This is a genomic window from Aureliella helgolandensis, from assembly GCF_007752135.1.
In the GTDB taxonomy this organism is placed as follows: Bacteria; Planctomycetota; Planctomycetia; order Pirellulales; family Pirellulaceae; genus Aureliella; species Aureliella helgolandensis.
Genome location: NZ_CP036298.1, coordinates 1314740 through 1341341, shown reverse-complemented (window position 1 = coordinate 1341341; position 26602 = coordinate 1314740). Strand labels below are relative to the sequence as shown.

Annotated in this window: 20 protein-coding genes; 6 read left to right on the top strand and 14 right to left on the bottom strand. The window is 55.7% G+C overall.

The genetic code is table 11. From position 1 onward, the window contains the following. Positions 1-45: 45 nt before the first annotated feature. Positions 46-1104: a YdjY domain-containing protein gene (locus tag Q31a_RS04730; protein ID WP_145074764.1), complete on the bottom strand. Its 1059-nt coding sequence runs from the start codon at positions 1102-1104 to the stop codon at positions 46-48. Between the two features lie 185 nt (positions 1105-1289). Here Q31a_RS04730 and Q31a_RS04725 point away from each other — a divergent pair, with 185 nt between their 5' ends. The 3 genes from Q31a_RS04725 to Q31a_RS04715 are packed head-to-tail and all read left to right on the top strand — an operon-like array spanning position 1290 to position 4238. Continuing rightward, complete coding sequence (locus Q31a_RS04725; RefSeq protein WP_231691068.1) at positions 1290-3209, top strand: hypothetical protein; 1920 nt, start codon at positions 1290-1292, stop codon at positions 3207-3209. Between the two features lie 8 nt (positions 3210-3217). Next, a complete protein-coding gene (locus tag Q31a_RS04720) occupies positions 3218-3949 on the top strand; it encodes a YggS family pyridoxal phosphate-dependent enzyme (protein WP_145074757.1) in 732 nt (243 codons plus the stop codon). Beyond that, on the top strand, positions 3942-4238 hold the full coding sequence (locus tag Q31a_RS04715) for a DUF167 domain-containing protein (RefSeq protein WP_145074754.1): 297 nt from the start codon (positions 3942-3944) through the stop codon (positions 4236-4238). The genes Q31a_RS04720 and Q31a_RS04715 overlap by 8 nt, the downstream gene beginning before the upstream one ends. On the opposite strand, the gene Q31a_RS04710 is transcribed toward Q31a_RS04715, so the two are convergent. Continuing rightward, complete coding sequence (locus tag Q31a_RS04710) at positions 4218-4814, bottom strand: hypothetical protein (RefSeq protein WP_145074751.1); 597 nt, start codon at positions 4812-4814, stop codon at positions 4218-4220. The two genes, Q31a_RS04715 and Q31a_RS04710, sit on opposite strands and share 21 nt — an antisense overlap. Before the next feature lie 219 nt (positions 4815-5033). Then, complete coding sequence (locus tag Q31a_RS04705) at positions 5034-5771, bottom strand: NAD(P)H-hydrate epimerase (RefSeq protein ID WP_145074748.1); 738 nt, start codon at positions 5769-5771, stop codon at positions 5034-5036. 338 nt (positions 5772-6109) lie between these two features. Here Q31a_RS04705 and serB point away from each other — a divergent pair, with 338 nt between their 5' ends. Next, positions 6110-7333, top strand: coding sequence for a phosphoserine phosphatase SerB (serB, locus tag Q31a_RS04700; protein WP_145074745.1), 1224 nt, complete (start codon positions 6110-6112; stop codon positions 7331-7333). A gap of 284 nt (positions 7334-7617) precedes the next feature. Here the strand turns inward: serB and Q31a_RS04695 are convergent, their stop codons facing one another. After that, positions 7618-9729, bottom strand: coding sequence for a sulfatase-like hydrolase/transferase (locus Q31a_RS04695; protein ID WP_145074742.1), 2112 nt, complete (start codon positions 9727-9729; stop codon positions 7618-7620). Positions 9730-9915: 186 nt separating this feature from the next. On the opposite strand from Q31a_RS04695, the gene Q31a_RS04690 reads away from it, so the two are divergent. Then, positions 9916-11205 (top strand): exo-alpha-sialidase, encoded by a 1290-nt coding sequence (locus tag Q31a_RS04690; RefSeq protein WP_231691067.1) that lies wholly within the window; start codon positions 9916-9918, stop codon positions 11203-11205. A gap of 43 nt (positions 11206-11248) precedes the next feature. Continuing rightward, a complete protein-coding gene (locus Q31a_RS04685; RefSeq protein ID WP_145074734.1) occupies positions 11249-12457 on the top strand; it encodes a sialidase family protein in 1209 nt (402 codons plus the stop codon). 101 nt (positions 12458-12558) lie between these two features. Here the strand turns inward: Q31a_RS04685 and Q31a_RS04680 are convergent, their stop codons facing one another. The 10 genes from Q31a_RS04680 to Q31a_RS04635 all read right to left on the bottom strand — a co-directional run bounded on the left by Q31a_RS04680 (position 12559) and on the right by Q31a_RS04635 (position 26408). Next, positions 12559-13767 (bottom strand): hypothetical protein, encoded by a 1209-nt coding sequence (locus tag Q31a_RS04680; RefSeq protein ID WP_145074731.1) that lies wholly within the window; start codon positions 13765-13767, stop codon positions 12559-12561. A gap of 146 nt (positions 13768-13913) precedes the next feature. Further along, positions 13914-15296, bottom strand: coding sequence for a DUF1552 domain-containing protein (locus Q31a_RS04675; RefSeq protein ID WP_145074728.1), 1383 nt, complete (start codon positions 15294-15296; stop codon positions 13914-13916). Positions 15297-15328: 32 nt separating this feature from the next. Then, entirely contained in the window at positions 15329-17737 is a 2409-nt protein-coding gene (locus Q31a_RS04670) for a DUF1592 domain-containing protein (RefSeq protein WP_145074725.1), read from the bottom strand. A 169-nt stretch (positions 17738-17906) separates the two neighbouring features. Next, positions 17907-19430, bottom strand: coding sequence for a LamG-like jellyroll fold domain-containing protein (locus tag Q31a_RS04665; RefSeq protein WP_145074722.1), 1524 nt, complete (start codon positions 19428-19430; stop codon positions 17907-17909). After that, positions 19421-20029 carry a sigma-70 family RNA polymerase sigma factor gene (locus Q31a_RS04660; RefSeq protein ID WP_145074718.1) on the bottom strand — a complete coding sequence of 203 codons (609 nt, stop codon included), beginning with the start codon at positions 20027-20029 and terminating at the stop codon, positions 19421-19423. The genes Q31a_RS04665 and Q31a_RS04660 overlap by 10 nt, the downstream gene beginning before the upstream one ends. 7 nt (positions 20030-20036) lie before the next feature. Beyond that, complete coding sequence (locus tag Q31a_RS04655) at positions 20037-20498, bottom strand: carboxypeptidase-like regulatory domain-containing protein (RefSeq protein ID WP_145074715.1); 462 nt, start codon at positions 20496-20498, stop codon at positions 20037-20039. A gap of 120 nt (positions 20499-20618) precedes the next feature. Next, complete coding sequence (locus tag Q31a_RS04650; protein ID WP_231691066.1) at positions 20619-21677, bottom strand: DUF1559 domain-containing protein; 1059 nt, start codon at positions 21675-21677, stop codon at positions 20619-20621. Between the two features lie 660 nt (positions 21678-22337). Beyond that, complete coding sequence (gene hisA, locus Q31a_RS04645) at positions 22338-23063, bottom strand: 1-(5-phosphoribosyl)-5-[(5-phosphoribosylamino)methylideneamino]imidazole-4-carboxamide isomerase (RefSeq protein ID WP_145074712.1); 726 nt, start codon at positions 23061-23063, stop codon at positions 22338-22340. A 175-nt stretch (positions 23064-23238) separates the two neighbouring features. Further along, positions 23239-24516, bottom strand: a complete 1278-nt coding sequence (locus tag Q31a_RS04640; protein WP_197356210.1) for an ABC transporter permease — start codon at positions 24514-24516, stop codon at positions 23239-23241. A 218-nt stretch (positions 24517-24734) separates the two neighbouring features. Continuing rightward, a complete protein-coding gene (locus Q31a_RS04635) occupies positions 24735-26408 on the bottom strand; it encodes an efflux RND transporter periplasmic adaptor subunit (RefSeq protein WP_145074708.1) in 1674 nt (557 codons plus the stop codon). Between the last annotated feature and the right edge of the window lie 194 nt (positions 26409-26602).

The window sequence follows — 26602 nt, the reverse complement described above, 5'->3', positions numbered from 1 at the left end:
CAGCCTAGGCGGGTTAATACATCAACAGCCCGTTATCCCCGGAGGTCACTTTTCACTCTTCAGGCTGGCCTGTCTGGCTTCTGCGGGAGACTCCAAGAGTCGTTCGTAGCCAGCCAGGGCGGCCGGAAGCGAAGAATTCTGTGCGCCGTCAGTAGTCCCGGGGGCCGGATTGCCCGTATCGTTCGTTGCATCCGCGTTGGTTTCCGCCCCGTCAGCTCCCTCCGCATCCAGCACTTCCAACACGAGGCGGACGGGAGTTCCTGGATCGGGAATGCGTTCGCTAAACGCAATGAAGGTAAGCAGGGAATTGCTTTTGAGGCTCTTGAGCGGCACGTCGAGTGTTGCCGTGGAAAAATTGGCGACACAGATAAGGTCACCCGACTCCGCTTGGTAGAGCTGCTCTCCGGTTTCGGGATCGGTCCACAGGCTGCTGCCTGCGAATACGAAATTGGTATCGAGTGTTTTATCTACCGTGCCTGCCTCGCGAACCCACTCTCGAGCATCAATCGCATGCTTCTTACCGGCGGAATCGACCCATAGAGCGGTGACCTTCACTTCGCTGCCGGTGGGCGGAGCGTAGGTGGGCTCCCATCTCACAGGGTGGCCCTTCTGGGCGCCCACCGCGAGCAACCCCGCATGGACGAACTTGGCCTGACTAAATACGGCCACCACCGATTCGTGTTCCTTGGTGCCCGCGATGCAGGCTAGCATTTCGAGCTGCCCCTCCTTGAGCGCAATGAAACCATCAACGGCGACGCGCCGCTTGGCTTTATCGGCCCACACGCGACTCTCCGGATCAAGCCGAACCATGCCCCTTGGTTCACCAAAGGTTTTGTTGAGTTGCTCCAACAGGCGATCGTAGGTAGCGCCGCGCCACCGAGAAGGGGGGGCATCTTCAACCTCCTCCTCTGCTGTCAGGCTGGCGTTACCACCCTTGGCCGCCTTGGCATCGGCAGGGTCGGTGACTTGTCCCGTGGTTTGTTCCGCAGTCTGCGTCGTGGTTTGTGCCCAGGCCGCGGTGCCTGCAAGCTCCATTGGCAGCATGACTGGAAGTACCGACAGGGTGCCCCAAGCTAAGATACGCTGCACGGGAAAGATTTTCATATGAGGAAATTCCAAGTGAAATTCGTAGAGAGGAACCTTGCGGTCTTTGACATTGTGAGCCATCCAAGCAAAATGGTGCCGCGCCGCACTATAATACTAGCAGAAAATCAGATTCGCAGATTTAGGGCACCGAGTGGTGCCCGCCGCAAATTGGCCGAATCACAATCCATAAATCAGGCTTCACCATGGACTGGATCGATCCCCGTTATCAAGTAAATGTTGAAGGAAAAACTGTGACCGATCGCGAGGATCCCACCACCAAGTCCAAACGCCGTAAACGCCCCACATCGCCCTTCAAGGCCCAAGTTCAGGCGGCCCTCGCGCAACCCCTAGACGTTTGGGGGGCCGCTTTTGGCCATGCACTTTCCGGATTGAAATGGCCCAGTGGTTGCAATGCAGAGAACAGCTTTCTGTTTTCCTCAGTGATTCAAGAGCAGGCCGAAGTCCTTGTGCGCAGCGGTATGTCGGCTCGTAAACTGGCTGCCATCCTCTCCACTGAGAGCGAGTCCGCAGTGCCGACCGAGCCCCAGTCCTCAACACCCGATAATGTGGTGGGACTGATGAGCGTTCCTCTGGAGACGATTGCCTTCCAATGGCTCGATACAGCCGACGCCTACGCGCACTCCGCCCTGGCGGTCGCCGCCTTGGCTTGGCAAATTCCCGATCATGCCCAGCGGCCTGGAAACGAATGGCTCACGCGGTGGTTGCAGGCTTGCAACGACCGCATTCTCAAATACACACCCGATCTTGAAGAAGCCGTTTTGTGCCACCTGGTTCTTCAGTGTGAACTGCCCCTGCTCATCGGCATTGCCACCGCCACCTCGAAACGTACGGTCCTGGCGCAGGCAAGTACCGCGATGGACAATTTGGCAGAACATCTTGAACGCAGCCTAGACAACGCGGCCCCCTGGCTGGTGCACGGAGCGACCTACTTGCGTGCCTCGCTGGCGAGTGTGCTACGAAGTCGCATATTGGCGAACGAGCTTGGCTTACGCAAATGGTTTCCTCCCCAGCAAAAGGCGCTCTCGCGTTTACTCAAGCACGCTGCACGCTGGGCCCGGCCCGACGGTACTCAGTTGCTCGCGGCCGGCAATAATCCCCCACGTTCCAAAGCGATTTGGAATGCGCTTGCCATGCAGACCCGCGGTTCCAAACCGATGCAGTATGCCATGGCCCTATCGGGCATCGGCAACCAGAAACGCAGTGAAGTGTTAAGCAAAATCGATCCAGACAAGCTGCCGCCCTTCACTCACTACAGCGAGAATGCTGCGGGCGCTTGCATGCAGGCAGATTGGGTTCATAAAGGAGGCCGGGTCGCATTCGATTTTTCCGATACCAATATCTGCATGGAGGTTTTGGGCCCTAAAGGACAATCCGTTTTGTCGGGAGAATGGACCGCAGAGGTCAGGCTCGACAACGCCTTGCAGCCGCAAGTCGATGAATGGCAGGAGCTGTGTTGGTTTAGCGACGCGGATGTCGACTACATTGAGCTAGAGGCAAAATTCGGGGATCAAGCTTGCATTCAGCGCCAGCTCATGTTGTTGCGAGAAGACAAACTGCTGCTCGTTGCCGACGCACTACTGGGCGATGCCGACGGCGACTGGTCACTCACCGCACAGATTCCCTTGGCGGGTGGGGCCGAATTCATGCCAAGCGAGAAAAACACGGAGGGAAGGATCCAACTTCACTCGGGCGCCCAGTGCATGGTCCTGCCATTGTTCCTCCCCGAATGGCGGCGGCAGCAGCAGACAGGCAGCCTCGACGCCACACCGGAGAACTTGATCGTTCAGCAAGCCATCTCAGGGAAACGCAGATTGTACATGCCCACACTCATTAGCCTGAATGGCTCCCATGCCAAACGGGAATTTACCTGGCGGCGGTTGAGTGTAGGTGAAGAGCTCCGAGTTGTGGGCGCCGACGAAGCTGCCGCCTATCGCGTTCAAATTGCCAAGGAGCAATGGCTGCTCTACCGCACCCTCGCACCTGCCACTCGAAGAACAGCACTTGGGATGCACACCCTGTCCGATTTCTATGCCGCCAAATTCTGTTCCGAAGAAGGAGAAACCGATACGTTGGTCGATGTGGAAGCACCGGCTAAGCGTTAGGGCACACCATGGATGCTACCGCCCAAACCCAGGAAGTGATTCGCCAAAATTGGCTGCGTGTCCAGGAGCAGGTGGCTGAGGCATGCGAGGCCTCTGGCCGCAACCGATCTGAAGTCACGATCGTCGGAGTGAGCAAGTACGTCCCACCCGAATTCGCGTACCAGCTTACCCAAGCTGGCTGCGACCAACTGGGAGAAAATCGGCCGCAGTCGTTGTGGGACAAATACCAGTTCTGCGAGGAGCGCCACACGGCAGTGGAGTGGCACATGATCGGACATCTGCAGCGCAACAAAATCCGTCGCACTCTCCCTATGCTGCGCTGCATCCACTCGCTCGACAGTCTGCGATTGGCACAAGCATTGAGCGAGGCAGCCGTCGCTCAGGGGTCGGTGTTGACCGCATTTCTTGAAGTGAATGTGAGCGAAGATCAATCCAAAACCGGGCTCCCACGCTCGCAGCTTGTAGAGCTGCTGGAGCATGCCGACAGCCTCCCCGGCTTGCAACTTTCGGGACTCATGGCCATGTCCACCCATGGAGCATCCGCGACACAAACGCGACGAGAATTTGCTGCCGTCCGTGAACTGCGAGATACGCTCAATGCAACTGCCCCCAGCACAATCTCCCTAACAGAGCTCTCCATGGGCATGAGCGGTGATTTTGCGGATGCAATCGCCGAGGGAGCAACGCTAGTTCGCATCGGCTCCAGCTTGTGGGAAGGGATCGATTACCATCATGCTTGAGATCCAAGAAAACGAGGACGGTGTCGTCATCTCCGTGCGGGCTCAGGCCGGGGCGCGACGCAACGGCATCGCAGGCGTGCATGCCGGGATGCTCAAAATTGCCGTGACGCAAGTACCGGAAAACGGCAAGGCCAACCAAGCCATCGCCACCCTTCTTGCCAAAGAGCTGAAGGTCTCGAAGTCGAGCGTCCAATTACTCAGCGGTGCCACCAACTCCCACAAGCGGTTTGCCATCCAAGGCGTCGACCGCAACCGCCTGCAAGATTTACTAGACGCTCACTCCAGCTAGCGCTCCCACCACCAACAGGACTAAAGCCAGCAGGAGCAAGCCGAGGAATACCCATACCACGATCGAAGTTCGATATTTGAGATGAGGCGTGGCGGCCACGATCGAACGGTATTCCTCAGTGAAAACATATCTCCCCTTCCGCGACAGCAGCAAGAACAAGAAGTAGGCAGAGATTAATGTGCCAACGGGAATGGCGAGCAGGCCGATCGACGACAGAACAATGCCCATAATGCGTCCCCACGGCGCAAGCTTGCGGAGCCCCCAAGCGGCGAACAGGTGTACCGCTGAGACAGTGAAATAGAGGGCGCTCGCGAACGCTAGGAGCAGCCCTTCGAAGGCTCCCAGATCCCCAGAGGCAAGCCCTGCGACCAAACCGATTCCTACGGCCCCACCGCCAAGCACCGTAAAGATCGAGCCCAAGATGTAGAGCGAGCCGATCGATTTAACAGATGCCTCATGCGACAAATACTTTCGCCGAATCGCTTCATCATCCCCTGCCAGTGGATCGAAGCCCGCTTCCCAAGTCGACGTGTTCGTAGGCGCGTACGGATTTTCGGGTGGTGGCTGTTGATTCATCAATGTGGTTCGGTATGGGCAGCAAGGCAATTGCGTTTTGCGGTTCGTACGCCGTGGAATGCTCCAACCGGCGCGTTGTCACATGCGAAAGTGGATACATGCGAGAAATGAACGGGGACGGCTGAAATTGAAATTATAGGGAACGCCACGCTACGTGACAGCCAACCCTGGTGGTGACGTGCTCGCTCGGTTCACTCGCCGGGTTTGACGGCGAGATGCCTACGCGGCAATCACCCCAGCTAAGAGTTTGGCGGGAACACCAATCGGCACCACCACAACCTCTCCAATCCATGGCTTCGAGCTCGGGAGTTGAAATCCAATCTTCTCCGCGACGAAGGTTAGAGTCAGATCCGCAGCAAAGCAATTCCCGAGAGCCACGCCGGTGTCACAATCGAGCCCACTCGGAATATCGATCGCGATTTTCAGCACAGATAGTTGATTGACCATGCCGACAATTGTGGCGTAGGGTTCACGGAGCGGTCCACTCCCACCGGTGCCCAGTAAGGCATCGACCACACAGGCGGCCGTCGCTAGATCGTGGCGCAGCCTGTCCCAAGAATCGGGACCAACGATGCGAGCGGGGATCTCGGCGTGGGTCGCGATGGACCAATTCGCGGCAGCATCGCCGCTCAACTGACGTGGATCGGCAAACTGCAAGATCTCAACGGAGTGCCCCAGCAGTTGCAAATGCCGCGCCAGCACATACCCATCCCCCGCATTGTTGCCTTTGCCACACAGAATTAGAATCGGCGAGTCCGCGGATTTGAGAGCTGCGGGGGAGTTCGCTTCCTCGGGGAGAGTCGCCTCAGCCAACCGCCGATGAATACGTTCCGCTGCACCACGCCCAGCGTTTTCCATCAGCACTAGGCCGGTCATGCCATATTCCTCAATTGCCGTCCGGTCTATCCCCCGCACCTCAGCAGCACTCAACGGTCGCACGCTTAGCTCTGACATCATGTTCCCCTGCGCGATGATGGCCTATCCTGGACATAGCTTGGCGGCCAGGCCTCAACGCCGCAGCCAGTAGAATTGCATTCTACCCCCAAACGGATACTGCCACGGCTGGAGGGAAGCGTAACTTCGCGTGCCGCAACGTTTTACTCGCCTCTGGCCAACCTCGTGCCCCTCTTTCACCAAGATGCTTTCGTTAAAATAGACTGAAACGACAGGCGAACCGGTTACACAGTCTTCATCGAATTGGCTGGACCATCTATGCTTGCAGCCTTCCTAACCGCTGCGGGATCTGCCCCAGGCAACCACTCACATCAACGTTGGCCGACCGGAGTGCCGAATCCATGGGCAATATTTTTCTACTGCGTTTCACGGGTGAGGACCGCGTTGGACTCACCAGCGAACTGACAGCGACGCTCGCCGAACTCGGAACCGAGGTGTTGGATATTAACCAAGCGGTGATCCACCAGTCCCTCTTGCTGGGGATGATGGTTCGCGTCTCCAAGGGGACCTTGCTCCCTGAACCGATCCAAGATGTCGCCAATCGGCTCGATTTGCGAGTCAAAATTCAATCCATCAATGACACGGATTACGACCAATGGGTTGGCCGACAGGGCAAACCACGCTACATCCTCACGCTCCTTGCGCGTTCGATCGAAGCGGCCCACTTGGCCGCAGTCACTCGCGTAATTACTGAGGAGGGGCTCAACATCGATGTCATTCACCGTTTATCGGGACGTCCGCAGCGCATCGAAGCCCCCGAGACGCCCCGCCGGGCGTGCGTCGAATTTTGGTTACGAGGCGAACCCTATGACAAACCGCGAATGCAAGCGCGGTACATGGAATTGAGCAGAGAATTGGCCATCGACATTGCCTGGCAAAAAGACGATGCCTATCGTCGCTCTCGACGACTCGTTGCCTTCGACATGGACTCCACTCTCATCCAAGCCGAAGTCATTGACGAATTGGCCAAAGAGGCTGGGTGCGGCGAGGAAGTTGCCGCGATTACCGAGATGGCGATGCGCGGCGAACTCGATTTCGACACCTCTCTACGGCGACGCGTGGCGACTCTCAAAGGTCTGCCGGAGTCGGCCATGCAGCGAGTGGCCCAACGTCTACAGTTGACCGAAGGCGCCGAGACTCTGCTATTGAATCTCCGCGAACTAGGCTACCGCACAGCCATCTTGTCAGGCGGTTTCAGCTACTTTGGAAATATGCTCCGCGATCGATTGGGTTTCAACTATGTGCACGCCAACGAATTGGAGATTGTCGACGGCAAGCTAACCGGACAGGTGCTTGCACCTATCGTCAACGGGCAGCGCAAAGCCGATTTGCTCGAACAAATCGCAACATCTGAAGGAATCAACCGTCGACAGATTATCGCGATTGGGGATGGTGCCAACGATTTGCCAATGCTTAATCGCGCTGGGCTCGGCATCGCATTCCACGCCAAGCCCATTGTCCGTCAAGAAGCAGGCCACGCCGTCTCCAACCTCGGGCTCGATGCAGTTCTGTACCTGCTGGGAGTTCGAGACCGCGAGCGCGTAGCCGAGGAATCCAAACCCTAACCACCATTAAGTAGCATGAAGCCCCGGTCCGTGAAAGGTAGCATGGCCCCCCGGTCCGTGAAGCGTAGCATGGCCCTCGGTCCGTGAAACGTAAAATCCCTTCGCCCCTCGCCCCAATCTCGAAAACACGGTTTGCTAAAACAGGAATCGTGAAAGCATGGACAGCGTGAAAACACGGACCGGGGGTCTATGCTACGCGAAGGACGCAAGCGCTGCCGGCGAGCCACGCCGAACCCAACGTTCGAAGAGCTGCCGGCTCCCAACTGGCAGAAGTGCGAAAGGGTTTAGCGAAGTTCCTTCACGCGCAGATTCTTCCACTGGATCTCTCCCGCTTCTCCCTTGTGAACTTGCAATCCAAAGAAACCGGAGGGGTAGGTCCCGTCGTCCACCCAATGGGCTGCAGGAACACCATTCAACCAAGTTTTGACGTCGTTTCCGACCGCTTTGATGGTCAATCGATTCCAACCTTCCTTGTTCAACGCCTCACGGACCGCCTGATGTTGCTCGAGCCAAAGTGGATAGAAATACCCACCGCAACTTTGCCCATAGATGCCACCTGACCAGCCACGATCGCCGGTCGTACCCTCCATCTCGGCCTGCGGGCCGAAGACGACTTCAGCTCCCTTGGACGTCTTGGTCTGCGCGCGAAACATGACACCTGAATTGCCACTGACTTCCCAACGCATGTCACAGGTGAAGATGAAATCGGTGTAGTCGGAACGATCGGTCGACAGATACGTACTGTTGGAGCCAGGGACCACCGTCCCTGTAATGATCCCCTCATGCACTGCGAACTTGCAAGTTCCGCCTCTGGGGGTCCAACCGGTAAGATCGTGTACTTTGAGCAGGCTGGTAAACCCCTCTTGAAGCTCCGGTTCCACTTCGGTGTTCAGGAGCATTGCCTCGGGCTGAGGGATATTGGCTTGCCCCTTGTATTTCTCGTACCACTCGGCCTGCTGCGCAGCGACCTTGGGAATTACTGCATAGTCCTGCTCAGAGTCGCTGGCCTTGCACGAGGCGAGCCAGGCAGTCACTTCGGTCTGTAGTGCGGCCACAATCTGCGGCTGCATAGGAGCCAAGTCGGTGGTTTCACCGGGATCGCTGGTCAAATCATACAACTCCCACGTGCTGCCTTGATCGTTGCTGAGCAACTTCATCGCGCTACGGTGCCAAGCAATTTGCTTGCTAGATTGGAATCCGATTCCCGTCGATCGCTCGGCCTGCGGATTGTTGAACACACTCGCCAACGACTCGCCGTCAAGCGGACGCTGAGCGGGGTACTCAATGCCTAGGATATCGAGAACGGTTGGTAGATAGTCGCTGGTAACGGCTGGGAAGTCCGTGGCAGTACCCGCAGGTACATGTCCTGGCCAGACGATGATTCCAGGCACTCGCACCCCGCCTTCATACAGGGAGCGTTTTCGTCCTCGAAACTCACCCGCCGAGCCGGGCGAGTTGCTCGCTTGCCCTTCAGGCCCATTGTCGCTGCAAAAACAGATGAGTGTGTTATCCGCCACTCCTAACTGCTGGAGCTTAGCACGCAAACGCCCCACTTGTTCATCGAGAGCTGAAATGCAACCGTAGTAGTTGCGTGTCAGTACATCATGCTCTGCGTAGGGAGCACGGTGCGTCTCGCTCGCCACCACTGGCAAGTGGGGTGCATGAAACCAAATAGCAGAAAAGAAAGGCGTTTCCGATGCAACCGCCTGCTCAATAAACGGAATGGCCCGATCCATCACGACACGAGAGTCATCTCCCTGCAAATTCTCAGTAACCACGTTGCCTGCGTGATCCCAATAGCGCGTCCCATACTTGCCTCCTTTGCTGCCCCGCTCCATCGCATCCCAGCTATTACCAGCCTTGGCAGGCTTGATCATCGGATCGTAGGTCGGAACCTTCGACTCGGTAACAAAACTCTCGTCGTAGCCGTGTTGCGAAGGCGGTGAAAAGTGTACTGCTCCCCTTGGGCCACCGCGATTGGCATCCTGAATATCGGTGGTCAAAGTCCCCAGATGCCATTTACCGAAGTGCCCAGTAGTGTATCCGTGGGTTTTGAGCAACTCAGGCAACGTGATCTCCTGAGGCTTAAGATGCCCGGTGTTTGCGTGATAGATCCCATAGCGAAAGGGATGGCGTCCGGTAAGGCAACTTCCACGCGTAGGACTGCAAACGGGGGCGGCGGAGTAGAAGCGAGTGAATCGCATACCGTCCTCGGCCAACGCATCGAGATGAGGCGTATGGATCGGGCAAGCAGCTCGAAAACTCGTGAGATCACCATACCCCAAATCGTCGCACATCACCAAAATGACATTCGGCGACTCTGCCCAACATGCCTCCTGCCAACAGAGCAACCTGCTTGCCAACAAGCTGGCAGCTAAAAGAATTACAATACGCATCGACGACGCCTTCGGTGAACAGATTTTAACTCGCAGACTAGATTCCATGTTCTCAGTTCATGGAACTACCATGATAACAATTCACAAGGTTCGTTGGTGCAAACAGCCGCTCTCAGAAGTTTGTAGAATCAGTTCCCCCCGAACACTGCCCCCACTCCCGCCCCCTTAGTTATCAAGGCCAATCGCTTGACTCCCTCTGCACGCTGGATTTTCCTGGCAATTCTTGTTGTTATCGGCAGCAGACAGATCTTGGCAACGTTCCGGGGGGTGGCTGAAGAAATGCAGCCAGCCATGCTTCCATCCACGCAAGGGGAACTTCAGCCGCACCTCACACTTGTGAGCGAAACTCGCCCCCTTCCAAGTGCCCCACAGCCGGTATTGCTGTGGGATAACACGAGACAACTCCCGCAAGCTGCCGAGATCCCAGCGTTGAAGGACGTCCATTTCCACGTCATCAAGAAATGGGACCAACCCGCTGACGGCTATACTTTCTTGCACGGCGTCGGCCTGGGTTGGCACCACGGGCAACTCTATGCGTCGTTTGGACACAACCAAGGAGCGGAGAACACCGTCGGTGAGGAAGCTCAATATCGTGTCAGCGCTGACCAGGGACGGTCATGGGGTGAGCTACGCACCATCGATGCTGGCCTCGAACCAAACTTAGCTGTCAGCCATGGAGTTTTCCATTCTCACGACGGTACGCTGTGGGCCTTTCACGGTTCGTATTACAACATGATGGAAGACATCCACACGCGCGCCTATACCCTCGACGAAGAAACGGGGGAGTGGAACCAACATGGCATCGTCATTGAACATGGATTCTGGCCGATGAACCAACCGATAAGAATGGATGATGGCAACTGGATCATGCCAGGCATTTCGGCAGGCCCCTATTCCAGCAACCACGTATTCAATGCGGCGATAGCGATCAGCCATGGAAATGATTTCACAGCCTGGGACTACGTAGCGATCCCTCCCGCAAAAGAGTTTAGTAGCATGTGGGGCGAGAGTGCAATTTGGGTTGACGGCCCACACGTCTACAACATTGCTCGCTATGGCGACGCCGCCACAGCGCTCTTAGCAACCAGTCAGGATTTTGGCCGCACCTGGACTCCCTCCCAAATCAGCAACCTTCCAATGGCGACCTCCAAGCCTGCGGCAGGTGTGCTGAGCACCGGGCAGCGATACTTGATCTGTACCACGGCCAAGAACAACGGTGGCAAGCGCGCACCTCTGACGATTGCGGTCTCTCGACCCGGTGAGAATCGGTTCTGCCAAGTCTACACCATTCGCAACTCCCAACTCCCGGGCCAACCCGGCGAATCGGCCGACCAACTCAGTCTAGCTTACCCCTGCGCGATAGAGCACGACGGGCAACTGTTCGTCGGATACTCCAACAACGGCGGAAGACGGGCCAATCTCAATAGCGCTGAGATGGCCATCATTCCCATTGCTTCGCTTGAAATTCAAGAGTAATCCCCAAGCGACTTGCCCCCCACCTGGAATCAAACCATCCACCATGAAATACCTACTCGCTGCCTGCCTACTGGCAATACTTCCGGTCGCTGCACAAGCAGATGAATCCGAACGCATCTCGCAATTGGAGAAAATCGCGGATCACGCACTGGTCCCTCCCACACTTAACACTTCCCCGCTGCCAGATTACGACTACGACCAACTCGATTACGGCATGACTATTGGGATCGATCGTACTCCCAACGGGCGTCTATGGGCTTGCTGGGTAGCAGGCGGCGACAGTCCCAAAGCCTTCTTTGTGCTAGCCACCAGCGATGATGACGGGGAATCGTGGTCCAAACCACGCTTAGTTGTGGATTCTCATTCGCCTGAACTCCCCATGGATCGCAGTATTTTAGTGGGCAACTTATGGACCGACCCGTTGGGGCGTCTATGGTTATTCTTCGACCAATCGATGCAAATGTTTGATGGACGGGGAGGCGTTTGGGCGACGGTGTGCGACAATCCCGATGCCGATGCTCCCCATTGGTCAGAGCCACTGCGCATTTGGCATGGTGTCACGCTCAACAAGCCGACGGTGTTGTCCAATGGAGAGTGGATGTTGCCCATTTCGCTCGATGAGCGGGGCGGACTCCATGAATTTTCGGGCTGTTTCCAAGAGCTCGACACGCTCCGTGGCGCCAATGTTTTTGTCTCGCAGGATCAAGGCCAAACTTGGACCCGACGTGGCATGGCCAATTTCCCCAAGCCGGACTGGCACGAACACATGATCGTCGAGCGTCAGGATGGTTCGCTGTGGATGCTAGCCCGCACCACCAAAGGGATTATGGAATCCACCTCAACCGACATGGGACGCACGTGGTCGACACCTACGGAATCGGCAATCAAACACCCCGTCGCTCGTTTCCACCTGAGGCGAATCGCCTCCGGACGACTCTTGCTGATCAAGCATGGCGATTCTATCGGCAGCCATGCCGGACGAGTACAACTCAGCGCGTGGCTATCTTCCGATGACGGGCGAACGTGGAACGGAGGTCTCGTGCTCGACGAACGGAAAGGGATCTCCTACCCAGACGGCTGTCAGGCGCCGGACGGCTACCTGTACATCTCCTACGATCGCAATCGCGCTACCGACGGAGAAATCCTGCTCGCTCGGTTTACGGAACAAGACATCTTGGCCAAGAAGTTGGTAAGCCCCAAGTCCAAGCTCAAATTGCTCATTTCCAGACCACAAGCGAAATCGAAAAAGTGACTTCCCCAGCGAGTGCATTGTCACCACTTAGAATGAGCGGGCAGGGTGCGATGGGTAACTCTGACAACGCCACGTCCCCCTCGTACAAGACGCTCGTCCCACTACTCACGTCCGAAAAACTGCTCTTCTCGCGGTAAGGCTTGGACCTTCCAGGTTGCGGGATAGAAGCGAACGATTCTACGTGGCCGAAACCCCTCCAGCAGCATGCCGCATTTGACTTTGATCTGAATTCCACTGCTACCGGGTTCGGCGCACCCCTGGGTGATACTCAGGATATTTCCTCCTTTGCGGTCATTGACGGGGTCGTACGTCATTAGGCTTTCGAGGGCCACCGCAATACCACCCTTCGGCGCTTTCGGGTCGTCCTCGCCTGCGGAGAACGGCCAGCCCTGCGGCTCCTCGTTGATGCCAGTCAGTTCGTCAAATAGCTTGGGGTCAACACCACCGAAGAAGGTGATCGTGACAACTTGCGATTCATCATCAACGGCATCTACCCACCCCGGCAAACCGCGTTCTCGAATGTGATTGTGGTGTCGCATAAGTTGTTGATGGGAAGCCAACTGGCGACTCGATTCATCGAGCCAGACGTCGCTGACTCGCCCAGGGCCGTAAAGAGTTGCCCACGTAATATTGAGCTGGACCAGAGTTCCCGGTTCCATTGCATTTAGATCTTCCATACGATTTCCTAGGAAGACGCGGGTGTGGGAGAGCAAATCAAATCGCAGAGGCAGACCGATATCCTGTCCCTGCTTGTGCAAGGTGGCGGTTAAACTCATTTCGTCCAGATCGACAGCGTCAATCCTCCACAAGCGTTGCTGCCGAGCATTGTGGCTAAAGTCATCTTCCAACTCAAAACAACGATTAAAATCGACGTCGGGAGTAGCGCGTCCATAGGGGCCGGGGGGCGGGGGCGATTTGTCGTCTGCAGCCTTTCGATAAAACAGTCCATGCAAATGTGTCCCCAGTGGAATGTCCTGCAGAGCGGCGGGTGCACCATGATAGTAGATCGCGCCATAGGGCAACATGGTCGCGTCGATGGGCAAATCCCAGATACCACGCTGTTGGCTATCATCGCGATCCACACGCAAGTAGAATTGACGTTCCAGGTGGTCCACACGAATGAGTTCACCTGAGATCGCATGTGCAGCCCCCTGTGGTGGAAACTCTCCTTGTTTCAGTTGATACCAGGCCAATGTCTTGTCGACGTTGTCGTCCGTACGAAAGGTTTGGCTGGCGATCTCGTCACCATTGGTAGCCGAAATGCAGCAGATAAGAAAACATGTGAGTGCAAAATACATTCGACGGTGCATGTTTTTTCGTTGTGAAAATGAGATGACTGTAAACGCGACAGAGAGTCGCAGACGGGAAGAGAACTGAATGCCTCGCGGGCTGGAGACGTCATCCGTTCACTCTCCTGCTGCAACAGGCCAAACTCAACTGCACTAAGCAGCGGCTATCACGTAAGAACTTCGGAAACGGTGCCCAGGCTATCTTGAAAGCGTTCCGTCTCGACGTCCATCCGGTGCAACATCGTGAGCAGAAGATTGCTTAGCCGAGCGTTCTCGTCGACCGGTCGGGAGCAGATGCGATAGTGCGCGTTCGCATCGCCGACATTGTACTGTCCGATTTTGGGAAGATTGAAATCAACATGTTGCCCATGCTTCAACCCCAGAGCGCGACCACCAGCAAGCAGCGTCGGTAGATTGGCATTACCGTGGCTATGCCCGTAGGCCATCCCGCTGCCCCAGAGTACCTGCGTCGTATCCAATAAAGAATCCCCCTCCTCTTGATGCCCCTTGAGTTGGTCGAGGAAATAGCTGAATTGCTCGACCAGGAAGGTATCCGTCTGAGTCAGTCGCCGCAATTGCTCCGGATCTCCATTGTGATGCGACAAGCCATGCCGCGTTTGAGAAATTCCAATATCCGGGATTGCCCCCCCGCTCGATTCGCTACAAATCATGCAGGTAATGACTCGCGTCGAATCAGTCTTCAATGCCAAGACCATCAGATCATAGAATAGGCGGTAGTACTCCTGCACCTGACTCATGTCGAGCTTACGAGTCAAGCGTTGTTCATCGGTAGGACTCACTTTCGGCTTAGGGATCGTGAGCCAAGATTCAGCGCGATCGGTCCGAAGTTCCACCTGCCTTACCGCCGTCAGGTATTCGTCGAGCTTACTACGATCTTCCCTCCCCAGCCTCTGGTTCACGCGTTGGGCGTCGTCAGCGACCACATCGAGGATACTGCCTCGACGACTGAGTCGACGGCGAATCGCCTGAGGGCTTTCCTTCTCCACACCGCATAACATGTTGAAGATGTTGCGAGTATTCCGCTCTGCAGGAATCTGTATACCGTCACGTGACCACGCTAGAGAATGCCCCTCAATGGCCAATTCCAAAGAGGGAAAACGGGTGAAGGGTCCCTGCAGCTCTGCCATCAACTGATCGGCAGATACCGAGTTGCGAAACGCCCCGCCATCGCCTGGAACGTCCGCTCCGGTCAGCCATACTTTGTCGCAATTGTGGTGTTTCCCCAACACCATCGGGTGATGCAAGCCGCTAATAGGCGTTACGACATCGCGATGCCGCTCTAGCGACTTGAGGGGACTCGTAAATTCATAGTCCTTGCCTGATTTAGCAATCTGCCAAGTCAGCGTATTAACACCATTAGGAATATATAAGAACACACTTCGCCTTGGCTTCGTAGCGGCAGGCTGGCCAGCCAAGGCAAGACCGGGGCGCGTCATGCAATTCAACCAGGGCAGCGCCAGGGAGGCGCCCACACCACGTAACATTTGGCGGCGGTCGATACACCAGCGGCCAGAGTTAAAATAGGCCATCAATAATGTCTTTCGCTGAAAGGTCTAGGAATCTATCGCTTCTGAAATAAATCGGACAACACGAAGGCTTCGAGGAGGTCGCGCAACCGGTAGTCCTGCTCACGACTCTCCTTCGCAATGGCTTCGAGATCCTCTCGATCCTCAAACGACACGCTACGACGTAATCCAAAGGTTGCAAGCTTCTCAATAAATGCGAGGTTGAACGCATCGATATCAGCCAGCAATAGTTGCTTGAACTGTTCGGGGGTTTGGTAGCTTCGACCATCCGCCAGTCGACCACTCGCATCCACCAGGGGATTCTCCCCTGTGCCCGTGACGACCTCTTCAGTGCGCCAACGTCCAATGGCATCATAATTTTCGAAAGCCAGTCCGAGAGGATCAATCTTGGCATGACAGGACGCACACTGCGGGGCACTCGCATGCGCCTCCAGCTTCATTCGCAGCGTCGCTTTGGGCGAATCCACAGGAGTCGGCGCAATCGGCTCCACATTGGCAGGCGGAGGGGGCGGGGTTTTACCGAAAATGGCTTCTGAGACCCATTTCCCTCGATGCACTGGACGATGACGCGTACCATCGGAGGTGAGCGATAAAATGGATGCATGTGTCAAGATCCCACCACGTCGACTTTCAGGATCTAGTGCAACTCGTTGAAAATTACTACTACCGACGTCGGGCAGATCGTAGAACTGCGCTAGGCGTGAATTGATCATTGACCAGTCGGAATGTAGGAACTCTCGGAGCGTAAGACCACTCTCCAGGACTTCGGTAAAAAAGGCCATGGTCTCACCGACCATGCTCGCCTCTAGCGACAAGTCATAGACGGGGTACAGCTCCTTGTCGGGAGAAAACTTGCCAACGTCTCCAAGCCTAAGCCATTGCGTAGGAAAAGATTCGCAAAAACGTTGAGCCTTGGGATCGGCGAGCAAGCGTTGAAACTGACGCTGCAACTCTGCTTTGTTTCGCAACTTGCCCTCCTCTGCGAGCGTGAATAGCTCGTCGTCAGGCATCGTGCTCCAGAGTAAATACGACAGTCGGGAGGCCAACTCCCAGTCATTCAAGTTTTCCCGATACGCCCCTTGATCCCCTTCGGTAATGAACAGAAAACTTTTCGAACACAGAATCGCAATCATGCCCGCTTTGACTGCTTCCTGGAACTTCTCGCCGGCCATGAGTTCGGCCTCAACTAGGCCGGCAAAACGGTTCAGCTCGGGCTCCGTTACTGGACGTCGGAATGCGCGTTGGGCCATCCGGCTTAGAGACTCGCGCACCTCGTCCATGCTCTCGCCTGCCTGCCCAGTCGGTTGGCCTGGCATGTACTCGTCACGCCGCCGCTGCTCCTCTTCCGTTATCATCGGCCCACGAATCGAGATGGTATCAATGATCAGAAAGGGATAGCGTGGTTGACCTTGCTCGTCCGTCAATTTCATTTGCCACGGCATGCGACCATCTTGCGTACTGATAAACGGCCGATTTCCGTGGCGTCCCGATCGAGGATTGTTGGACGGTCCTGGCACTTCATTGATCACATCGATACTCGGTCTACCCTTGGGCAGGTGAGCGCGAAAAGTGACTTCGATGGGAGCTTCTTCGGGCGCAATGATGTCCTGTTCAAACAAGACTCGGTCCAAGGATTTTTCGTACACAAATAATCTTGGGGCAGGCCCGTTCTTGGGTTTGAGCCCGCTTAGCGTGTAACAAATTTCGTAGATCCCCGCTTCCGGCAGCGGCACTTCCACCGAGTACCTAAAAATATCCCCCGGCCACATCTCAAATCGGACTTTGTCGAGCAAATGGAGCTCTCGGAGTCGTTCTCGGTGCGTCTCGGGGATCTGACTCTCTACCAGAGGCCGTTTCGACACTTCAAGAAACTCGGGAATCTTCTCAGGGTATGCTTCAGCGAGAACCACTTCCGCTGCTGCCAGATATTTCTCAATATTGGAAGCCGACAGTGTCAGCACGGAACCAAGCCGCTGAAAACCACGCCACTCCGGGTCCTCAAGAAACCCGCCAGGATCCGTTGCGTCGAAATGCACCCCGATCAGATCGCGAACCGTGTTGACGTACTCTTCGCGAGTCAGGCGGTTGTAGGAGACATTTCCACGCCGCGACATGCGCACCGCCTCCCCCTCTTCAATCCTGGCAGCTATCCATTCCACAATCGCCAAGCTCTCCGCGGCGGTAGGCAATTCATCCAGCTCTTGTGGAGGCATTTCGCCCGAACTAATGCGGCCGATAATCTCAGCCCACTGAGGAGAATTCTCCAGCCCCACCTCGCGTGAAAGAGTGTCAATGCGGAACTCAGACTCCTGCTTTTCGGCCCCGTGGCAACGTAGGCAATGCTCGGCTAGATAGGGAAGAACATCATCTTCAAAACTCGGCGCTGCCAACAGGACGTGAGGCACGAGTAGGCACAGAAATAGTGTGGCTCTAAGGAGATTCATGCTGTGTATCAAAAAAGTGAGTGTCAATCGTTGGTGCTTCTTCCAACGCTCGGAGAGTTGCGCGAAATCTACGGAATTTAGATACCTGGAACGCAATGCGCAAGGCACCGAGAGCTTGGCACATAGGGATGCTTGATGCGTCTCAGCTAGCACTTGCAGGGAGTGCTGGTCACTTGTAGGGAGTGCTGGCTTCGAAGTAGTCGGCAATCTCGGTGGCACTCAGCGCTCGAGCAAAGGCAGCGAACTCATCCAAGCGACCACTTAGACGCCTTCTGGGCAAATGCCTAAATCCCTCCTTGGGCTTCCAATTGCCAACTTGAGCAGGTCCCAGAGCAGCAAGGAGTTTTTTAGGCATCGGTGCTACCACAATAGCCTGGCCGTTAAGATACTGAACGGCTTTGCCGGCATTCGAGTCGTAGGCAATCGCCAGATGCACCCAACGCTGAAGCTCAGAGTCCATGCGAGGCTGGGACTCTAGCCAAACATTGCTATCTCCATTGGCATTCGGCTCGCTGCCTTTGATGGCGAAACGCAGTCTTCCAACATCACCGATCATCCAATGAACCTGTCCAAGCTCGCCCCACTCATCGGTCGAGTACAGTGAATTCTGCCGACCTTCGAGCTGATTGAGACGCACCCAAGCCATCAGTGTAAAAGCGGGGATGCGGGAATCCAAATCGAGCTTGACGCAGTCTTCGGAGTTCACAAAATCGATGGCACTCGTTCCAGGAAATCTTCCTTGGACCCGCCGCGCCCCAATTACCTGCGAGCCGACTTGCAGAGGACTCGCCTCTTCCCCGACTCCAAAATCGAGCCAGGCCAGCATTGCTGGATCTTGCTGTAGCAGAGTCTTAGCCACTTGCGCCCGCTCGCGCTGCCCCAAGCGGAATGCCTCGGCCATGGCGGAGATTTCCCGATCACCTACAAAAGCTCCGTAGCGCACATCGCAGGCTGTCGACTTTAATTCGCCTCCCAAACGCACTGCGGTGAAGGCCGTCAAGAGTTGCTTGCGTGAGCTGCCCGTGGACTGCGCAACGACCTCCCCTTCAAACACATGCACTTCGGATTGAGTCTCACTAGAAATATCGATTGCAAATCGAGTCCCCAGATCGATTGCTTTTCCGGCCGGTGTTATCACCGTAAAGCCTTTTGCTTGCGGGGGAACGTCTGCAGTCAAACGTCCCGACCGCATATTCAGTCTCTGAGAAGATTCAAAAAAGAACTCCGCTGGTGCTTCGATCACCAACCGTGCGCCACGGACGGTGATAAGTTCAACCATGCCTGTTTTAATCTGATGCGGCTCATGGCGAACCTGTACCCCATCGGCCAAACCTGGAGTCGCCACGGAGCGGGCGACCGTGGCAAAAGGGGTCAACTTGACGTACCACCACCAACTTCCTACCAGTAGTGCAAGCACCGCAGCAGCGGACAGCAGGATGCGGCCAATCGTGGTTCTCTTGAACGCCATTGCGTTGAGTTCAACAATGTCTCTAACCGCTGCCTCCTCGCCTGACTGACTGGCTGCAAATTCGGCCAACGAGGAATCCAGATCCAAGTGCTTGGCAAATTCTCGCCGCGCAGACGCATTGCTCCGCAAGACGTTGTTCAGCCGGTCCATCTCTTGCGCAGTAATCTGACCATCGAGATATCGATCGATTAAATATCCAACGTTGCTGGGAGGTGTCAATGACATGAGAAATGCGCAACCTGCTGTTGAACACAATTGAGTAAGGTGCGACGCATGCGGTGCAACCACTGATAGAAACCTGCCACCGATCGTCCGCTGGAAACCGCAACTTCTTGAATCTTGCAATCCGCTTGGTAACTCTCCAGCAACAATCTTCTTTGGGGAAGCGGCATTTTCTCCAAGCAATCGGCCAGCGCTGTCCGCCGCTGGTCAAGGCTGGTAAGGTCTTCCAGTGCCTCCTCCGCAATGAGCTCGGCAACGTCTCCGTCAAGAACGAGGCGATCTCGACTTCGATCTCGGAGCCAGGCCAGCACCTCGAAGCGAGCGATGCCAAACGCCCAATTGCGGAAATCACCATTCTCTCGGAAGATGCCAAACTTTGCCCAGAGGACTAGCGCCACCTCCTGCATCACGTCGTCAGCGTCGACGCGGCCGGGCACAAGGCGACGCACATAAGCACGCACGACTGCTTCATGCGTTGTGTACAGCCTCAGAAATCTTGCGTGATCTCGAACATCTGTGAGGTGCGGGCCCTGAGTGGCATGCACACCATACAGTTGACTCGTCTCTACGAACGGTACCTCTGAGAAACCTGTTCCTGACATGCCCATCTCACTTCAAATCAAAGGTAAATTCGTTGGTCCCAGCCTCGGAAACATCCGCCGACAAACCCGATTTAGAGGAGTTGGAATAGATTTTGGGGACGAGCCACTTGACCTCTGGCGTGGCCGCAACGCCCCCGGCCGAGAGATCCGTCCCTTCCGGCGTGTTGTCGATGACTTCGACACATCGAATGGCAACCGCCTGTTGTCCGGGCACGACACCATCGCGTTCCACGTAGGTCGTCAGATAGAACCGCCCACCACTGTCTGTCTTGCCAGCACCGGTGGAACTCGCGGCAGTATTGGTGAACGTTACCTCCGCACCTTCGACAGGATCTCCTTGATAGGTAACGACTCCCGAGACCGGAATTCGCTCGGGCCAATCGGGATTCTCACTTCTCCCACCAGAGCACCCGACGAACCCCATAAGTACAAACAAACAGCAGACAGTCACCCAGTTCTGTTGGAGCATCGGCTTTGTCACTTTCAGTGTGAGTTGCAAGCGGCAAGCCGGAATGCGTGCCACGCACTCATTCGGACCATTCGCCCTAACATTGTTTCCTAAAGAAGCTCGAAGATGCCAAGGGAAGCTCTAAAACTCGTTCGCCACCTCGCCACCGTTGATCGTTCCTAGAGCCCCCCAAACGCCATAGGGACTTGGCCCCGACAACTGCTCTGGAGCTCCCGCATTTCCCGCATCGATAGTTTCGCTGATGAAACGCACCGAGCCATCACCGAATACACAATTCACTCCACCTGTATGCCAACTCTGGGCCGTCATAACCCCCCTCGTATTGATATTGCCGACCAAGCAGGATGGGCTATTGGGTGGAAGAATCGCATTGAACCCAGTATAGATGGGCATCCCGTCGTAGGCGCGAGTCCCACCCGTGCGATACCCCGAAACGTTTGCCGAAGGCAGGTACTCTCGAGTCGCTCGGTTGATCTGCGCTAGGCACAGCGCGGGATTATCCTCCAAGCCAACCAACCCCTCTACGGTATGCCCAAACACACTGCGGTCTCCCTTAGGAAAACAACGCTCCGAAATGGCCATGGTGTTGCTGGTACCATCGCTGAGCTGCCCAAACGAGGCATAGCTCCGCGTTCCAAACATCCCCCGCCCCTTGTAGCTGCCTTGATTCTGAACCCCAGTGACGTGGTCGCCATGACAAAACGAATAGCTAGTAGTGGCTGCCGCCCCACCTCCCCATCTACCACCACGTGGATCCCCCACCGGAGCATCTGACGGGCAATTCATCCCCTTCACCTGAAACTGGGATCCCCAGAGATCGTAGTTCTGATTCCATGGACTCGTACCACCGGCGGGAAACTCGGTCGCCCCAAATGTTTGCGGTGAGTTGATCAGATTGAAGAGGTTGCTCTCCTCTACAAACGGCAATAGCCCCACCATTGCATTCAGACGATTGGTTGCGTGCCCCGGCCCTCCGGAGCCATGCGGGAACTTCTTGTAGGTATCTGCGTAGTTGTGCAACGCTAACCCAAACTGCTTAAGGTGGTTGGTACATTGCAGACGCCGGGCCGCTTCGCGAGCCGCCTGCACCGCTGGCAACAACAAGCCAACCAAGATGCCAATAATGGCAATGACAACCAATAACTCCACCAAGGTGAATCCACGTTTTCGCACGCCCATGATCGCTCCCTTTTCGCTATCAAAAATCGTTTGAAGTCTTCACTTGTGAGCCAATGCAAATTCGCCCCAACTATAGATCTCCGGCGGAAAGAGAGTTTTAACGCCACAATCTTGAATTTTACGCAACTTTTCGCACCAAAGCCACAGGCTCCGCGCTAAATAGTCGTGGCGAACGGAAGCGGCAGGCATAGCTTGGTCAGACTCGCGGATGCTAGAGCGTGAGATGTTCGATCAGTGGGCTTAGAACCCAAGCAGCGACCGCTTCCCTGGCTACCTAAGGAGAGCCTGGACAGAGTGCTAGCGAGAATTGGAGCCTCGCGGAATCGCATGGCAGTGAGCGTCCCAAGCGCGCACGACAAGAATTCTGAAAAGCCTCAGCCCAACGTCGCTCTAACTGGGCTTACCGACTTGCCCAAGAATCGAACTGGGAATCGAACTGCAGCGGTAATCAGCGTGCGACGTCCATGCGGCGAGTTGCTAATCTTTTTAAAGCCGCTCAGTAGGTTGGCAGAGCGGCGAGAGGTTGGCAGAACGGCGAGCAAGCGTGCAACGGGGAGTTTTTTCCAACTGCATACAAGCGGAGGGCCCAGCCAAGATAGGCGAGCCAGCGACTCTGCGCCGCTTGCAGAAAAATCCAGAGCAAAAACAGGCGGTCGCCGATTAGACCTGAGGACACCGCGCAAGCACTTCGGCCAGGTCGAGTTGCCCCTCGTAGATCGCGCGGCCCACGATGGCTGCAGGAGTTCGTTGCTCTTGCAATTTGGCGATGTCCTCGAGCGTGGTAACCCCTCCCGAAGCAACGATCGGAATATCGGTCGCAAGTTGCATCTCCGCAAGCTGCTCAAAGTTCGGACCGGACAGCATTCCATCGCGCGCAATATCGGTATACACGATGGCTGCCACTTGCTGGGTCATTCCAGCAATTTTCTGAGCCAGCGAGGTAGCTGTGGTCGAAGAGGTTTCTAGCCAGCCGTCGGTCGCGACCATTCCGTCCCGAGCATCGATGCCCAACACCAATCGCCGAGGATATTTCTCGGCCATCGCGGCAAACCATTCGGGATCCCGCAAGGCTCGGGTCCCCACGATAACCCGCTGCAGTCCAAGATCGAGCAGGCGTGCAATGGTCTCTTCACTTCGCACTCCTCCACCAACTTGGCAAATGAGTCCCGTTTCCGCCACGATCCTTCTGATCGCCTCACCATTGACCTGGCTACCATCCTTGGCACCATCGAGATCGACGAGATGGAGGTACTTCGTGCCTGCCGCCTTCCATTGCATAGCCATCGCAACGGGATCCTCTCCAAAGACAGTCTCCCGCGCGTAGTCGCCCTGCTGGAGTCGCACGCACTTCCCACCACGTAGATCGATTGCTGGCCAAATTTCCATGAGCTGTGTTTCTTCTATGGTTTCGATATCGATGCGGAGGCTTTAGATCAGTTCTGCAGCCACTTCCCCAATCGCATCCGGAGCCGGAGTTCGCTGGGCAGGCTCGAATTTTGATGGGGAATCGGCTCAAGTGCTAGCCCCCCTGCTTCGCCCCCCTTACTTCACCCCCGTGCCGCTACTGATGTCGCAACGCTTCAATGGGATTCATGCGGGCCGCTTTACGCGCGGGATAGACACCAAAGACGACTCCCGTCAAAACTGAAATACCGAAGGCCAAAATGATACTCCAAGTACTCGTAATCGTAGGGATTCCGACGAAGTGTGTAACGGCCATGGGAATGGAAACCCCAAGCGTGATTCCAATCAAACCACCGGTCGTACTCAGGACCACCGTTTCCACCAGGAACTGGCGAATGATGTCACCACGCTTTGCCCCAATGGCTCGGCGAATTCCTATCTCGCGAGTCCGCTCGGTGACAGTGGCTAACATAATGTTCATGATTCCAATTCCACCCACCAACAAGGAGATACCTGCGATGGAGCCTAACACGATGTTCCAGATCTGCTTTTCGTGCTCTGCCTGCTGCAGCAATTCAAGCGGCACGATCACTTCGTATTCATGATCGTTGCGATGCTTGGTGTGCAAGAGTTTGCGAACCATCTCGGCAATCTGCGGGACATGGTCCTCGGATCCTACCGCAATGGCAATCTCACTCAACTCATTGCGTTCGTAGCTCCTGCTTCCCGCAGTCACAATCCGCTGCCGCTCCCCAAAGCGGCTGCGCGCAGAGGTGATGGGAATATACATATCCTCGTTCAGATCTTCGGTCCCCACTTGACCGGCGGTAGCATTGCCAGAGGCCTGTTGCTTCAGGATTCCAACGACGCGATAGGCTCCATCACCGAGCAACACCGGCTCACCGATCGGATCCTCAAAAGTGAACAACCGCCGCGCAGCCCCCTCGCTAAGCACGACCACATTGGCCAAGTCTCGCAAATCCGCTGGAATCAAAAAACGCCCGCGGGCCAGTTTCAAATTCTTGACCTGAAGCAACTCCGGGGTCGTACCGAGCAAGCGTGAATTCTCAATCCGCTTCGTTCCATGCTGGGCATTCTTGCGCAACAAGGAGATGGGAACGATTTGTTTGACGAGTTGCTCAGCCTGCAGGTCGGAGTTGGCAAGCCCCTCCAGCATTCTCAAGTCTTCATGCTTGAGACCGTACTCGAGTTCTGTTCGGCCTCCGGAGGCATTGCCACTAGAAGAAGTATCGCCGCTTTTATCACCATTCGCCCCCGGCCGTACACTGCGTACCATAACATTGGTCGCTCCCAATTGCCGTATTTGATCAACGGCAGCCTTCTTGGAGCCTTCGCCCACGCTGAGCATGGCAATCACACTCGCCACCCCTAGGATCGTCCCCAGGACGGTCAAGAAGCTGCGAAGTTTATGCAAGAGTAGATTGCGAATAGCTAGCCTAAAAGTTGCAATCCACACTTGTTTCCCCAATGATAGGTTGCGGTAAAAGAGTGTTCGGTAACCGGTAGGGGACTGGCGCCGGGTGCCCTAAGATAGGCACCTGAAGCTCGTCGCTCGAGCTGCAAGCTGCTACGGCTTGGCGGCCGCAGGCAGAACCCGCGCCGCACAAGCAAGCATGCCGGCGCGATGCAGCACTAGTTAACCCTTGCTACCTCGTCGCTGGTAGCGACCAGGGTCTCTTGAGGTTGTGGATCGGCTGGAGTGAATTCAAGCCCACCATCCTCTTCTTGGCCCTCCATCAAGCTGGCTGGATTCAGGACAACTTGGTCGCCAGAATCAACTCCTTGAGAGACCATCACATATTGATCATTGCTTGCCCCCAAGGTGACTTGGCGCCGTTCGACTTGGCCGGCCTCTTGCACAAACAACCAATTCACTCCAGCACGCTGCACAACGGCTTGCACTGGCACGGCATTCACTTGCTTTAAATAGTCCACCTTGATTTCGCTGACCGCAGTCATCCCCGGTTTCAGCTGATAGACATCCTCGTCAATAACGATGGTGGTTTCATAGGTCTTCGTATCGGAGTAATAACTGCGTTGTGGCAGCACTGCAACCGATTTGACGGTTCCGCTGTAGCGACGATCTGGAAACGCATCGACGGTGATGGCAACTTGCTGGCCAACTTGTGTTCGATCAAGAACCGACTCATGAATATTGGCTTTGACCTGCATGCGTTCCAAATTTGGAATGGAAAGGATATGCTGCCGGGGGCGGACGGGAACCCCTTCAGCAATCTCGCTATCGCGGGAAGAAGAGGGTGTGGCATAGGCCACCATTCCATCTTGCGGAGCGTAGATCTTGCACTTGGCGTACTGCTCTTGATACCGCTTCAACCGCTCTTCCTCTTTCCTCAATTGTTCGTTGCGGCTAAGGAGAACTCCCTGCATCTGAATTAGCTTGGCTGAGTTGGTGACAGAGACCTGCTTGCGAGCTTGGAGGCTTGTCTCCAATTTCCCCTGCAATTCCAACAGCTGCATCTTCTTGTCAAACGTGTTCAATTTCTCCAGGGAAGCGAGTTGCGTCCTGAGCTTGTTGAGCTTTGCCGAATAGTCACCTTCGGCCTGCAAGTAGCTCAGTTCAACGCGATCGAGTTCACTCTTGCCGGCATAGCCCAACTTGAACAAACTCTCGATGCCGGTCTTCTCATTCTTCCGGAGTTCTTTGTTCATTTCGGCAGCGAGGATCTCATTGTTCAGGTCCTCGACCTGACGGTTGATCGCGGCAATGGCCAGGATATGCGACCCCGCCAAGTCGTCTTGATACATCTCCAGCTCGAGCTCTGCCAGCTGCACATCCAGCTCAGCTTTGTACTCTGCAGTCGAATTCTGAATCTCTTGATTCTTCAGATTGGCCTCTGCCTGAATGGCAGTACTACGAGCTTCCTCAGTGTCCAAGATCTGGTCATCCAATTCGACCTGAATGGCCGCTGAATCGAGCTCACAAATCAGATCGCCTTTCTTCACCGAAGAGCCATTGGCGATGACCCAGACGATGGGCGTCCCGTTAATTCCATCGCTGCGCACGTCGTCGACTTCGCAGTACACCGGTAGATTGGTCTGGCTCTCAAGATTACCGCGTTCAATCACGGTAATGGGTAGATCGCGTGGTTGGATCTCATAGGTCAGAAACGTGCTGCTATTGGCTGCCGTCGAGCCACCAAACCACTGGTTTTGCCAGCCATACCCGGCAATTCCCAGTCCACAGGCGAGGGGTGCCAGCCATTTCAGATTCCGCTGCAAGGCGCCAAAACGAAACAGGCTTTTGCGCGGCGAATTGCGATCAAAGTCGGCTGCAACAGTGCTCATCCGAGGGTTCCTTTAGAAATATCGCACCGGCGAACAACGCTAACAATCTAGCGGGCTCAGGCGCGTTATTCGGCCACATCGGGCTGGGTTAGTTGGTGGGATGGGTTGGTAGGTACTGTAGACACGAGTCGCTGGAGACTGCGACGACTTCAGGGTGGGGACTCCAGTATAGCGTACCTTGGCCATTTATGCCA

Bases quoted from the DNA above. Each gene is read 5' to 3' on its own strand.
- Q31a_RS04730 (WP_145074764.1), bottom strand. From the start codon at position 1,104: ATGAAAATCTTTCCCGTGCAGCGTATCTTAGCTTGGGGCACCCTGTCG.
- Q31a_RS04725 (WP_231691068.1), top strand. From the start codon at position 1,290: ATGGACTGGATCGATCCCCGTTATCAAGTAAATGTTGAAGGAAAAACT.
- Q31a_RS04720 (WP_145074757.1), top strand. From the start codon at position 3,218: ATGGATGCTACCGCCCAAACCCAGGAAGTGATTCGCCAAAATTGGCTG.
- Q31a_RS04715 (WP_145074754.1), top strand. From the start codon at position 3,942: ATGCTTGAGATCCAAGAAAACGAGGACGGTGTCGTCATCTCCGTGCGG.
- Q31a_RS04710 (WP_145074751.1), bottom strand. From the start codon at position 4,814: ATGAATCAACAGCCACCACCCGAAAATCCGTACGCGCCTACGAACACG.
- Q31a_RS04705 (WP_145074748.1), bottom strand. From the start codon at position 5,771: ATGATGTCAGAGCTAAGCGTGCGACCGTTGAGTGCTGCTGAGGTGCGG.
- serB (WP_145074745.1), top strand. From the start codon at position 6,110: ATGGGCAATATTTTTCTACTGCGTTTCACGGGTGAGGACCGCGTTGGA.
- Q31a_RS04695 (WP_145074742.1), bottom strand. From the start codon at position 9,729: ATGCGTATTGTAATTCTTTTAGCTGCCAGCTTGTTGGCAAGCAGGTTG.
- Q31a_RS04685 (WP_145074734.1), top strand. From the start codon at position 11,249: ATGAAATACCTACTCGCTGCCTGCCTACTGGCAATACTTCCGGTCGCT.
- Q31a_RS04680 (WP_145074731.1), bottom strand. From the start codon at position 13,767: ATGCACCGTCGAATGTATTTTGCACTCACATGTTTTCTTATCTGCTGC.
- Q31a_RS04675 (WP_145074728.1), bottom strand. From the start codon at position 15,296: ATGGCCTATTTTAACTCTGGCCGCTGGTGTATCGACCGCCGCCAAATG.
- Q31a_RS04670 (WP_145074725.1), bottom strand. From the start codon at position 17,737: ATGAATCTCCTTAGAGCCACACTATTTCTGTGCCTACTCGTGCCTCAC.
- Q31a_RS04665 (WP_145074722.1), bottom strand. From the start codon at position 19,430: ATGTCATTGACACCTCCCAGCAACGTTGGATATTTAATCGATCGATAT.
- Q31a_RS04660 (WP_145074718.1), bottom strand. From the start codon at position 20,029: ATGTCAGGAACAGGTTTCTCAGAGGTACCGTTCGTAGAGACGAGTCAA.
- Q31a_RS04655 (WP_145074715.1), bottom strand. From the start codon at position 20,498: ATGCTCCAACAGAACTGGGTGACTGTCTGCTGTTTGTTTGTACTTATG.
- Q31a_RS04650 (WP_231691066.1), bottom strand. From the start codon at position 21,677: ATGGGCGTGCGAAAACGTGGATTCACCTTGGTGGAGTTATTGGTTGTC.
- hisA (WP_145074712.1), bottom strand. From the start codon at position 23,063: ATGGAAATTTGGCCAGCAATCGATCTACGTGGTGGGAAGTGCGTGCGA.
- Q31a_RS04635 (WP_145074708.1), bottom strand. From the start codon at position 26,408: ATGAGCACTGTTGCAGCCGACTTTGATCGCAATTCGCCGCGCAAAAGC.